We start from the raw sequence: 12,261 nt of genomic DNA, 5'->3' as shown, positions 1-12,261 counted from the left end.
TGCTGATCGGTCAGCGGCGTGACCTGCGACAGCGTGTCGATGCGCTTCCGGTCGGCGTCGTTCACCAGGAAGATCCCGTTGTGGACGTCGTCTCTCGCCGCCGAGAGGTGGACGTAGTAGAAGCGCGTGGGCGACTGATAGCCGACCACGAGCAGCGCGTCGCGGCGCGGGGTCACATCGGGCAGCGCCGCCGTGGAGCGGACCTCCACCTCGAGCGTCGTCGCAGTCATGTCCGGGGCGGTGGCGATGGCGAGGGCCGAGGGGCGACGGATCGGCCCGCCGGCCTTACCGGCCGTGACGAGCGCCAGCAGACCGTCGCGCAGCGCCCAGGTGCCGTTGCCGTCGAGCGTCCACTCGCGCGCCAGCGTGTCTGGCGCCAGCGTCGGACGGACCGACACGGGGCCCTGCGCCGCGAGCACGGCTCCGGCCAACAGCATCATCAGGGCGAGCGAGGGGCAGGCCTCGCCGAGTCGTCCACACAGGCGCATGGGCGGCATTCTCTGGCTTTCTGCATCACCCGCGCAACGTCCAGCCCAGAGCTGCTGAGCCTCAGCGGTCGCCCGCCCTGAAGGCGGCCCAGTCGATGCCGAGCTTGCGCATGCGTGCACGGAGCGTGTGCGGGTTGACGTCGAGCAGGCGTGCAGCGCCGTCGGCGCCTTCGATGCGCCCGCGAGTCTCGGCGAGCGCGAGTTCGATGTGCCGCCGGATGGCCTGGTCGAGCGTGACGATACGTTCGGCGGGGGGAAGGGCGAGCGCAGCGGCGACCTCAGGCGACACCGATTTCGACGGCCCGCCTCGTCCCAGCGCCGCGGCAATCTCGAGCGACCGCCCCTGGCCCAGCAGCACGGCGCGGTCGACGACGGCCGACATCTCGCGCACGTTGCCGGGCCAGCGGTACTCCTTCAGCAACCGGACGTGCTGTTCGGTGATGGGGACGGGCCGGACGCCGAACCGATCCGACGCACGCCGGGCGAAGTACTCGGCGAACTCGCGGATGTCGTCGAGCCGATCGCGCAGGGGCGGGATGACCACGGGGAACACGGCGAGGCGGTAGTAGAGGTCGTCCCGGAAGGTGCGGTCCTCGACCATCTCGGGCAGGTCGCGATGCGTGGCGGCCACCAGGCGCACCTTGACCCGCACCGGCCGATCGCCTCCCACGCGGACGACCTCGCCGTCCTGCACCACCCGCAGCAGGCGCACCTGCGCCGGGAGTGAGAGTTCGCCCACTTCGTCGAGGAACAGGGTCCCGCCGTCGGCCTGTTCGAACCAGCCCTGCCGCTGCGAGAGCGCCCCGGTGAAGGCGCCTTTCTCGTGCCCGAACAGCTCGGAGTCGATCAGTTCCGACGGAATCGCGCCGCAGTTGACGCGCCGGAACGGGCCGTGGCGGAACGACGACTCCTGATGGATCAGCCGGGCCACGACTTCCTTGCCGGTGCCGGTTTCGCCGAACAGCAGCACCGGCGCGTTGCTGCGCGACACCATGTCGACGCGCTCCAGCACGCCGGCCAGCCCCGTCGTGCCGCCCACGATCCGCTCGGTCTGCATGCCGTCTTATATCACGGCAATTGCAATCATATTTGCTGGCCATGCCGTGTTATTTGATGGAATTTCGAGAGAGCCGCACGATAATGGCCGAAAAACCGACACATCGAAGTTGGCCCGTCCGCTGCACATTGAGGGGCCGTGATGATTCAGGACCGCACTCTTTCCTCCATGAACCGGGCCGCTCGACGGCAGGTGGCCTGCCGCATGCAGGCACTCGCCATTTGCTTCGTCGGTCTATCGACACTCTTTTGTTACACGGCTGAGGCACAGGTCGCAGCCCTGCAGGGACCCACCGTCCCCTCGACGAGTCCGTCGGTCGTCGCGGCGCCAGCCGCCGAGCCCGGGATCGCCGGGATCGTCCGCGACACCGCCGGGCTGCCGATGCCGGGCGTGGTGGCCCGGGTCCTGTCCGACCGCGGCCAGTCGGTCGGGGAGGCGATCACCGACGAGAACGGCGCCTTCCGGGTCGACGTCCGGCGGGCGGGCCGGTACCAGGTGCAGGTCGCGCTCGAGGGCTTCGAGCCGGTGACGCGCACGGTGGACCTTGCGGCCGGCGCGTCGGCGTCGGTCGACGTGGCGCTCGAGGCCAGGATGTCTGAGATGGTGGTCGTGGCGGCACGCCGGATGGACGAGGCGTTGCAGGCCGCGCCGATGACAGGGTCGGTCGTCGAGGGCGAGCAGTTGAACGACGCCGGCGCGTTCAACGTGAACCGCCTGCGCGAACTGGTGCCGACCGTGCAGTTCTTCTCGAGCAACCCGCGCAACTCGTCGGTGAGCATCCGCGGGCTCGGCCTGCCCTTCGGGTTGACCAACGACGGCATCGAGCCGGCCGTGGGCATGTACGTGGATGGTGTCTTCTTCGCGCGATCGGCCGCGGCGACCCTCGACCTCGTCGACGTCGAGCGCATCGAGGTGCTGCGCGGCCCGCAGGGCGCCGGGTTCGGTCGCAACACCACGGCCGGGGCGATCAGCGTGGTGAGCCGGCGGCCCAGCTTCACGCGTGAGCTCGACGCCGAAGTGACGGCCGGGTCGCTCGGGTTCCTGCAGGTCAAGTCCAACGTCAACGTGCCGCTCGGCAAGCGCCTCGCCGCGCGTGTCGCGCTCTCGGGCACCAGCCGTGACGGCCTGCTCTACAACACGACGACCCGCAGCGGCCTGAACGAGATGAACAACCTCGGCGGTCGCGGGCAGGTGCTCTATGCCCCCACCGACACCTTCGCGATGGTGCTCGCCGCCGACCACACGCGCCAGCGGCCGCAGGGCTTCGCGCAGGTGGTGGCCGGTGTGGCGCCGACGCTGCGCGCCGCCAACCGCCAGTTCCCGCAGATCATCGCCGACCTGCAGTACACGCCGCCGTCCTACAACCCGTACGGCCGCCTGACCGACGCCGACACGCCGCACCGCTCCAACCAGGACCTCGGCGGCACGTCCCTCACGATGGAGAAGCGCCTCGGGTCGTCCAAGCTGACGTCCATCACCGCGTGGCGGTACTGGAACTGGGACCCGTCCAACGACCGCGACTTCCTGGGCCTGCCCGTGACGACGATCTCGGCCAACCCGTCGAAGCAGCGGCAGGTCACGCAGGAGATCCGCTACACCGCGCCGGTCACGCGCAGCGTGGCGGTCTCGGGCGGCGTGTTCGCCTTCCACCAGACGATCGATTCGGACGGGCGGCAGGAGCACGGCTCGGCGGCAGCGCGCTTCCTGCTCGCGCCGACGCCCGCGGCGGCCACGCCCGGCCTGCTCGACGGCTACGGCCAGATCGCCGACATCCAGTCCTCGTCGACGGCGGCGGCCCTGTTCGGCCAGGCCGAGTGGTCGGTCACCGATCGACTGATGCTGATTCCCGGCCTCCGCCTCAACTACGACCACAAGCAGCTCGACTACGACTCGCAGGTGTACGGCGGCCTCCAGACCACCGATCCCGTGCTCATCGCCCTGCAGCGCTCGGTGCTCGCGCCGCAGCAGTACACCGCCGACGTCAGCGACACCAACGTCACCGGGCAGCTGACGGCGAAGTTCCTGCTCACCGACACGACGCACGTGTTCGGCACCGTCTCGTCGGCCGTCAAGCCTATCGGCCTGAACATGAACGGCGTGCCCGCCGACCTCACCGGGGCGCCGATCATCAGCGCGGCCACGGTGCTGCCCGAGCGCGTCCGTCACGTCGAGGGCGGCATCAAGGCCGAGCCCGTGCGCGGCCTGCGCCTGAACGTGTCGGTCTTCAACACCGACGTCAACGACTTCCAGGCCAACGTGGTCAACGCCGACGTCGGCGTGCTGCGCGGCTACCTCGCCAACGCCGACCTCGTGCGCGTCCGCGGCGTCGAGTTCGACGGCTCGGCCGCCATCACGAGCGCGGTGTCCGTGTTCGGCGCGGCCGCCTGGACCGATGCGCGCTATGCCCGCTTCACCGATGCGCCGCCGCCGCTCGAGGAGACCGGCGGGCCGCTCTCCAAGGACATCTCCGGCAGCCGCCTGCCGGGCGTGCCCGAGTGGGCCCTGACCTTCGGCGCCGAGGCCAGGCGCAGCGCCACGGTCTTCTCGCAGGCCGGCGAGTGGTTCGTGGCGGGCGACACCAGTTACCGCAGCGAGTTCTCGTCGAGCGCCACGCCGTCGCGCTACCTGAACGTGCCGGCCTACGCGCTGGCCAACCTCCGCGCCGGCTACCGCTGGGGCTCGGGCTGGATGGTGTCGGTGTGGTGCCGCAACGCCTTCGACACGAACTATCTCGAACTGCTGTCGGCCGCTCCTGGCAACTCGGGCCTGTTCGTGGGCATGCCCGGTGAGCCCCGGACGTACGGCGTCACGCTGCGCATGGGCCTGCGGTCCACAGGCCGTCCCTGATCGCGCACGAGACCAGCACGACGCGCAACATGGCGACTGCAACTCCCCCGGCCGTCACCACGATCCAGAGCGGGCCACGCGTGCCGCTCTGGCAGTTCTGCCTCTACTTCCTCCGGCTCGGCACGACCGGGTTCGGCGGGCCCATCGCGCTGGCCGGCTTCATGCAGCGTGACCTGGTCGAAAGCAAGGCGTGGGTGACGCGCGAGGACTACACGGACGGCCTCGCGCTCGCCCAGCTCGCCCCCGGCCCGCTGGCCGCGCAGTTGGCCATCTACCTCGGGTACGTGCGCGGCGGCGTGGTGGGCGCCACGCTCGTCGCCGTCTGCTTCATCCTGCCGTCGTTCCTGATGGTGTGGGCCCTGTCGGTGGCCTACGTCCGGTTCGGCGGACTGCCCTGGATGCAGGGCCTGTTCTACGGCATCGGAGCGGTGGTCATCGGCATCATCGCGAGGTCGGCGCACAAGCTCACCGCGTTGACGCTCGGCCGCAGCCCCCTGCTCTGGACCATCTTCGCCGTGATGGCCTTCACCACGGCGTGGACCGAGCGCGAGATCGCGTGGATGTTCATCGCGGCGGGCGTGCTCACGGCCGGCGTGGCCACGTGGCGCATGGCCCGGGACGCCGAGCGGCTCGATGCGGCTGGCGCGGCGCTGCTCGCGCTCTCCACGACGCCCGCCGCCGGGGTGGCGCTCGCCCCGACGCTCTCGACCGTGTTCTGGGTGTTCGTCAAGGCCGGGGCGTTCGTCTTCGGCAGCGGCCTGGCGATCGTGCCCTTCCTGTACGGCGAGATCGTGCAGGCGCAGGGGTGGCTGAACGACCGCCAGTTCCTCGACGCCGTCGCCGTCGCCATGATCACGCCCGGCCCGGTCGTGATCACCGTCGCGTTCATCGGGTACCTCGCGGCCGGCCCCTGGGGCATGACCGTGGCCGCCATCGGCGTGTTCCTGCCGGTGTACCTGTTCGTCGTGCTCCCGGCCCCGTACTTCCGTCGCTACCGCTCGCAGCCGCAGATCAAGGGTTTCGTGGAAGGGGTCTCGGCCGCGGCGACCGGCGCGATTGCTGGAGCCGCGTGGGTGCTCGCGACGCGCGCGCTCGTCGACGTGTGGACCGCAATGCTGGCCCTCGCCGCGCTGGTGGTGCTGTGGCGCTGGAAGGTGTCGGAGCTCTGGCTCATCGGCGGCGGTGCGCTGGTCGGCTGGCTCGTGGCCGGCGCCGCGCGGCCCTGACCGGCGCGCCCGCGCCCGCACACCGGACTCAGGCCTCGTCGAAGCCGAGCACGCGCAGCAACCGCAGGGCGTTGCCCGCGTGCGCCGGGCCCGGCCGGAGCGTGTAGTCGAACGTCATGCGCACATCACGGCCTTCACCGTGCAGCGTCTCCTGCAGGTGCACGCTCTCGGCCCGCGCCGTGAACGACGGATCCCGCGCCAGTTCGAGGTCGTGGGTCGTCACGACGCCGACGGCCTGGCAGCCGAGCAGGTGGTCGACCACGGTGCGCACGGCCACCTGTCGCTCGCCGCTGTTGGTGCCCTGCAGCACCTCGTCGAGCAGGTAACACACACGGCGCGAAGCCCGTGCGACGCGCGCCGCGGTGACGATGGCCTTGAGGCGCACGAGCGACGCCATGAACAGGGACAGCCCGAGTTCGAGCGAGTCCGACACGCGCATGCTCGTGTGCAGCGCCAGCGGCGGCATGTCGAGACGCGACGCGCACACTGGCGCGCCGGCCTGTGCAAGCACGATGTTCAGGCCAATCGCGCGCAGCAGCGTGCTCTTGCCCGACATGTTCGAGCCGGTGACCAGCAGGAAGCGCCCGGGCGGACCGACGGTCACGTCGTTGCACACCCGCACGCCATCGGGCAGCAGCGGATGCCCGAGCGCCGCGGCCGACAGCGTGTCGTGACGATCGGCCAGGTCGGGAAAAGCCCAGGTCGCGTGATCGAACGCGATCGACGCGAGCCCGCCCAGCGCCTCCACGCGGCCCACCGCCGTGAGCCAGCCGCGCACGTGACTGCCGTGCCGGCGACGCCACCGCTCGATGGCCCACCACACGTGGAGGTCCCACAACGTGAGCGTCTGCAGCGGCACGAAGAGCCACGCCGAGTGCCGGACGTCGGACAGCGCCACCAGTTGCTCGAGCGCGCGAAGGGCGGGAGGCGCCGAGGCGAGTTCCCGTTGCGTGGCCGCCAGCACGGGCGACGAGAACGCCTGCGCCTGCACGTGGTCGATGGCCGCGGCCCAGGGCCGCAGGCCGTGTTCGCCTGCGGCGCCGCCGATCGCGTGCTCGATCGGCGCGTGCACCCACCACCGCAGCGCCCAGCCGAGCAGGCCCGTGAGCAGCCACCACGATCCCGTCACGACACCCGCCAGCGTGCCGATGAATCCGCCGAGCGTACACACGGTGAGCCCCAGCGCCACCCAGGGCACCCAGGCGTAGGCCACCGCATCGGACTCCTCGGCCCATCGCACCGCGTGCGGCAGGGCGGCGGCATCGTCGCCGGCCACGTCAGGCAGCGCGCGCGCGAGGGCCGTCAGGTGCTGGCGGACGTCGAGCGCGGGGGCGAGTTCGCGCACACCTGCCTGTCGTGCCGCGATGACCTCCGGCGAGTCGTCGGCGCCATGCAGGAGCCATTGCGCGAGGATCCGCCGGCCCGTCGGGGTCCGCACCGGCCCCAGCACCTGCACCAGTGAGGCATGGCCGAACAGGTCGATGTCGAGCGCGTACGGATGATCTTCGGGGATGGGCGGCGTCCACGGAGCCGGCAGGTCGTTCCAGCGCCGGGCCAGGCGCGCGATCGCGTCGCGATTCAGCCCGGCCATGGCCTGGGCGGCGTCACGCCGACGCTCCACCCGATCGTGGCGCACGACGAGCCACACGAACACCACCACGCCGGCCGCAAGCAGGGCAGCCCACCACGCCGAGCCGCCACGGCTCAGCCCCACGATGGCCACGACGACGAGCGCGGCCACGGCCAGGCGCAGCCGTGAATACACGCGAGAACTCGCGTCGAGGTGCTCGGCCATGCGTCCGAACTGCGCGAGACGGGACTCGTACGCCTGCGCGGGGGCGACGGTCACGGGGCCGACGGAAGGCGAAGCCACCCCGCCACGTTACCGCAGGCGGGTCGCCAGGGCGTTGGTGCCGCCACCGACCGGAGGGCTGGGCGGTTGCGGGCGCAGCGCCCACGATCCGCTACTATCCCGCCACGGGTGCGCACACGCCATCCGGGGAGATCGCGTCGATGGACGAGCGGACGGTGACGGCAGGGACGGTACGGGGACTCGCGTTGGGGCTGGCGCTGGCGGCAGCGGCAGGTATCGCGTCGCTGCAGGGCGCGAGCCAGGGGCCGCGCGAGTGGCGCGACTACGCCGGAGGTCCCGACAGCTCGCGCTTCGTGCCGGCGACGCAGATCGACAAGGCGAACGTCGGGCAGTTGAAGGTCGCCTGGACCTTCGCCGAGGGCGACACGGACTTCAACCCGCTGGTGGTGCGCGACGTGATCTACACGCGGGCACGCGGCGGCACCATCGTCGCGCTCGATGCGGCGACGGGCGCCCTGAAGTGGCGCTCGCCCGAGATCAAGAGCTTCGCCATCCGCGGGATCAACTACTGGGAGAGTGCCGACGGGCAGGACCGGCGCATCCTCTTCTCTGCGCTGAACCAGTTGCACGCCGTCGACGCGCGCACCGGGCAGTTCATCACCACGTTCGGGAAGGGCGGCACGGTCGACCTGCGCGAGGGCCTCGATCGCGATCCCGCGACGGTCCAGCAACAGAGCCGCCTGCCGGGACGCGTGTTCGGCACGCTGCTGATCCTCGGATCGGCGACCAACACCGAGTACACGTCGGCGCCTGGCGACATCCGCGCGTACGACGTCCGCACCGGCGCCCTCGTGTGGTCCTTCCGGACCATCCCCCGCACCGGCGAGTTCGGGGCCGACACGTGGCCCGAGAACGCACGGGCCTCGGTCGGCGGCGCCAACAACTGGGGCGAGCTCTCGATCGACGAGGCACGCGGCATCGTCTACGTGCCGACCGGCAGCGGCAAGTTCAACTTCTTCGGTGGGTATCGCCGCGGCAACAACCTGTTCTCCGACAGCCTGGTGGCGCTCGACGCGCGCACCGGCAAGCGCCTCTGGCACTTCCAGACGGTGCACCACGACATCTGGGATCTCGACAACAACTCGGCACCGCAGCTGACCACCATCACGCACGAGGGCAAGCGCGTCGACATCGTGGCGATGGCGAGCAAGACCGGGTACCTGTACGTGTTCGACCGCGTGACGGGCACGCCCATCTGGCCCATCGTGGAGCGGCCAGTGCCGACCCGGACGACCGTGCCGGGGCAGGTGCTGTCGCCCACGCAGCCGATCCCGACCAGGCCGGAGCCGTTCTCGCGGCAGTCGTTCACCGTCGACGACCTGAACCCGCACATCCTCACGCCCGAGGAGCGCGAGACCTTCCGGCAGCGCATCCTGAAGGCGCGCAACGAGGGGCCATTCACGCCCATCGGGTTCGAGGAAGTGATCCACATGCCGGGCAACCAGGGGGGATCCAACTGGGGCAGCACGGCGGGACACCCGACCGACGGCCGCGTGTACGTGATCGGGTTCAACGTGCCGACGATCATCCGGTTGCTGAAGCCCGGCGAGAAGCGGCCCGCGCGCCCCAACGGCAACTCGGACGAGATCGTGCGGGAGGGCTACCCGACCACCGACGGCTTCGGCCTCTACCCCACGATCGTGAAGCCGCCGTACACGACGCTCACGGCGTACGACCTGAACACCGGCGCGATCGCCTGGCAGAAGGGCCTCGGTGACGACCTCCGGTTGCTGCCGCTCGGCATCACGGGCACCGGTTCGGCGGCCACGGTGAAGGGTGGGTTGATCGTGACGGGGTCGGGGCTGGTGTTCGCGACGGCGGCCGATCGGAAGGTGCACGTGTACGACAGCGCCAACGGCAACGAACTGGCCACCTTCCCGCTCGGTGGCCCCACGAGCGGCGGGCCCTCGATGTACGAGCACGGTGGCCGGCAGTACCTGCTGGTGACGGCCTCGGCCACGCAGCCGACGGGCCCGGGCGCGGTGCCCACGCCGCACGCCGGGCCGACAGGCGTGGTGGCCTGGGCCCTGCCGCGGTAACGACCCACGTCGCCCTGCCGGAGAGGGCCGCTTGTCCCCGGTAGGGCCGGTTGTCCCACCCCGGCCCTCTCGCGGGAAGGCCGGCTCTCCGCGCCCGGCCCGCGACGACGACTAGGCGTCGGGCTTGGCGTGCAGTTTGCCCGTCGCGTGCATCACGGCGAGGTGCACGCGGCCCGACACGCCGACGCGGTCGTAGATGCGCGCAAGGCTATTGCTCACCGTGCGGGGGCTGATGCCCAGTTCATCGGCGATCTGCTGGTCGGTCGCACCTCGGGCCACGCGGGTGACGATCTCGTACTGGCGTTTGGTAAGCGTGAACACACACAAGGTCTGGCGCGCCCTTCGTTACCGCAGAGCGTAGCAACGGCATCGCCTCCCTGTCGTGAGTAGGGTTGCTCACCAGAGGCGCCGTTCGCACCTGCGCGGTCCGCGCGTACCGGCTGGCACACGCGCCGTTCGCGTTCACGCTTGGAGGGACCGGTCTCTGACACCGGCGGCGTGAACGTCTGTTGCTGCGCGACATTATCGACGCGAGCGGGGCCGATCACAAGTCAGGGGCGAAGGCTATCGTCGAGCAGGGGCTGCCGAGGCCCTTCGGCATCGTCGGCCTTCGGCAGGCGCTCCATCTCCGACACGATGTCGGCGATGGCCGATTCGATTTCCGCCGCTTCCTGCAGCTTCCTGGCTCGCAGGTCCTGCAGGGTCTTCACCGCGTGCTCGAGCCCCTCGTACGCGCTCATGGACCCTCTCGGTCTGGCCTGCTGCAGGCTGCCCGCCGCGCCTAGGCCACCACCGGCGCGGCGAATGCGGGGGAGGTGACCAGCGCAGCCGCCCCCCGCAGGCGCGGCTGATCGCCGACAGGCACGATCACGATCTCGATCTCGGCATCGTCTGGTGTGAGGGCGAGTTCACGCAGCACCCGCCGCACGCCGGCCTCGACGAACTCCCAGCCTTCGGTGATCTCGCCGCTCATGTAGATGCGGCTCGGCTGCAGCGCCTTGATGACCATGGCCAGGCCGCGCCCGAGGAACTCGCCGGTCTCGTCGAGCACCTGGCGCGCGTGTGCCTCGCCCCCGCGCGCCCGGTCGACGATGGCGGGGACGGTGAGCGCGGGCTTGCTGCAGGCCGGCCACGACAGGCTGGTGCCGAGGTACCGCGCGACGGTGGCGCGCACCGACGCGTAGGCTTCCCAGCAGCCGCGCGACCCGCAGGCGCACACCGGACCGTCCATGTCGATGGGGATGTGCCCGAACTCCCCGGCGCCGTTGCGGGCGCCGCGCATCAGTTGCCCGTCGAGCGCGATGCCCACGCCGACGCCGTCGGAGGCGTTCACGAACACCAGCGGCCCGTCCGGCAGCGGCGTGTCGCGAACCTCCCAGAGCTGGGCCAGTGCGCCGGCCTTGGTGGAGTTCTCGATGAACACCCGATACCCGGTGGCCTCCTCGAGCGGGGCGCGCAGCGCGACGTCCTTCCAGCCCAGGGTCGGCGCGCGCAGCAGCCGGCCACCTTCGGTATCGACCAGGCCGGCCACGACCAGGCCGATGCCGAGGCACTCGCCGGCGCCGGGGTGCGCGAGCAGTACCTTGATGCGCCGCGCGAGGAGCTGGATCAGTTCGCCCGCGTCCTCCGTGGTGGGGAGTTCCTCGATGTCGTGCAGCGGGTGCCCGAGCGGGTCGGTGACCTGCAGGAGCGTGCGGCTGGCGCTGATGTCGATGGCGACCGCGCAGCGCCGGCGCGTCTCGATGAAGAGGTGTTGCGGCTTGCGCCCGCCCTGGCTGTCGCCCTTGGCGCCCTCGAACACGAGGCCGGTGTCGAGCAGGTCCTGCACCAGGCGACTGATGACGCCTCGACGCACGCCCATCAGCCGCGCCAGTTCGGCACGCGAGATCGGCTGATGGGTCCGGACGAGGTTCAGCACGATCTGACGGTTGATCTCGCGCGAGGTCCCGCGGTGGGCGATGCGGAAGTCCGTCGAGCTGATCTGGCGCACTGGTGACATGCGGCGTCGGGATTATGGTCCAGAATGAGGCCACGGTGACAGTCGTGGACTTCACGCGCGGGCGGGGGCGTGGCGCGGGCGGGTGGCGCGGGGTGGTGCTGGCGGTGCTCGGCGCGGCACTGTGGGGCGCGGTCGAGGCCCGCGATCACGGGCGCGCGCCCCTCCAGTCGTCGTCCAGCGACACACCGACCGCTCGCCGCCAGCGACTGCTGGCAGAGGCCGACACGCTCGTCGCCTCGATGAATGCCGCGCCGACGCCGCAGCAACTCGAGGCGCTCGCGGCGGCGCTGGCCGCCCTCCGCACCGCCGACGTCGGCGCCCCGCTGCCTGCGGCGCTCGCATCCGATCTGGATCGGGCCGCAGCGGCCCTGCGCGACATCGCGGCCAGGCCCGGCGCCGATCCCCTGGTGCGCCAGCGCGAGGCGCGCGTCGATCAGCCGTCGCTGCAGGCCCTGCTGGCGCAAGCCCGTCGCGCTCTCGACGACACCGTCGCGCTCGGACTGGCGTTCCAGGGCAGCTACAGCCAGAGCAAGGTGAAGGAGCAGGTGTACGGAGGACACGCCTCGGCGATGGGCCCCGCACCCGCAGCCGCAACGACCGCGGCACCGCCCCTCCAGTCCCCCGTGACGTTCGTCGAGCGCGGTCCCCTGGCAACGCGGACGTTCGATGGCGGTCCGACCAAGGACCACATCATCGAGTCGCCCGGCAACGGCGTCGCGCTCGTGGATGTGG

Annotated in this window: 8 protein-coding genes and 2 pseudogenes; 4 read left to right on the top strand and 6 right to left on the bottom strand. The window is 71.1% G+C overall.

What is annotated here, in order from left to right; all coding sequences use genetic code 11:
• A pseudogene (locus ACIRDX_RS15900) lies at window positions 1-488 on the bottom strand (hypothetical protein); the annotation flags it as partial.
• A gap of 61 nt (window positions 489-549) precedes the next feature.
• Entirely contained in the window at window positions 550-1,545 is a 996-nt protein-coding gene (locus ACIRDX_RS15895) for a sigma-54 interaction domain-containing protein (protein WP_396626416.1), read from the bottom strand.
• Between the two features lie 204 nt (window positions 1,546-1,749).
• On the opposite strand from ACIRDX_RS15895, the gene ACIRDX_RS15890 reads away from it, so the two are divergent.
• Together ACIRDX_RS15890 and ACIRDX_RS15885 are read left to right on the top strand one after the other, a co-directional pair.
• Window positions 1,750-4,392, top strand: coding sequence for a TonB-dependent receptor (locus ACIRDX_RS15890; protein WP_396626415.1), 2,643 nt, complete (start codon window positions 1,750-1,752; stop codon window positions 4,390-4,392).
• A gap of 29 nt (window positions 4,393-4,421) precedes the next feature.
• Window positions 4,422-5,618, top strand: a complete 1,197-nt coding sequence (locus ACIRDX_RS15885; RefSeq protein WP_396626414.1) for a chromate transporter — start codon at window positions 4,422-4,424, stop codon at window positions 5,616-5,618.
• Between the two features lie 28 nt (window positions 5,619-5,646).
• Here ACIRDX_RS15885 and ACIRDX_RS15880 read toward each other — a convergent pair whose 3' ends face one another.
• Window positions 5,647-7,491 carry a hypothetical protein gene (locus tag ACIRDX_RS15880; protein WP_396626413.1) on the bottom strand — a complete coding sequence of 615 codons (1,845 nt, stop codon included), beginning with the start codon at window positions 7,489-7,491 and terminating at the stop codon, window positions 5,647-5,649.
• A 140-nt stretch (window positions 7,492-7,631) separates the two neighbouring features.
• Here ACIRDX_RS15880 and ACIRDX_RS15875 point away from each other — a divergent pair, with 140 nt between their 5' ends.
• Entirely contained in the window at window positions 7,632-9,530 is a 1,899-nt protein-coding gene (locus ACIRDX_RS15875) for a PQQ-binding-like beta-propeller repeat protein (protein WP_396626412.1), read from the top strand.
• Between the two features lie 111 nt (window positions 9,531-9,641).
• Here ACIRDX_RS15875 and ACIRDX_RS15870 read toward each other — a convergent pair whose 3' ends face one another.
• The 3 genes from ACIRDX_RS15870 to ACIRDX_RS15860 all read right to left on the bottom strand — a co-directional run bounded on the left by ACIRDX_RS15870 (window position 9,642) and on the right by ACIRDX_RS15860 (window position 11,529).
• Complete coding sequence (locus ACIRDX_RS15870) at window positions 9,642-9,851, bottom strand: helix-turn-helix transcriptional regulator (protein ID WP_396626411.1); 210 nt, start codon at window positions 9,849-9,851, stop codon at window positions 9,642-9,644.
• 230 nt (window positions 9,852-10,081) lie between these two features.
• Window positions 10,082-10,270: a hypothetical protein gene (locus ACIRDX_RS15865; RefSeq protein ID WP_396626410.1), complete on the bottom strand. Its 189-nt coding sequence runs from the start codon at window positions 10,268-10,270 to the stop codon at window positions 10,082-10,084.
• Window positions 10,271-10,311: 41 nt separating this feature from the next.
• Window positions 10,312-11,529 carry an ROK family protein gene (locus ACIRDX_RS15860; RefSeq protein WP_396626409.1) on the bottom strand — a complete coding sequence of 406 codons (1,218 nt, stop codon included), beginning with the start codon at window positions 11,527-11,529 and terminating at the stop codon, window positions 10,312-10,314.
• Between the two features lie 35 nt (window positions 11,530-11,564).
• Between ACIRDX_RS15860 and ACIRDX_RS15855 the strand changes: the two are divergent.
• Window positions 11,565-12,261, top strand: a pseudogene (locus ACIRDX_RS15855) (hypothetical protein); the annotation flags it as partial.

Origin of the sequence: Luteitalea sp. (assembly GCF_044337415.1) — a bacterium.
Lineage (GTDB): Bacteria > Acidobacteriota > Vicinamibacteria > Vicinamibacterales > Vicinamibacteraceae > Luteitalea.
Note: the sequence above shows the minus strand (reverse complement) of the source record. Positions and strands in the feature narration are given on the sequence as shown.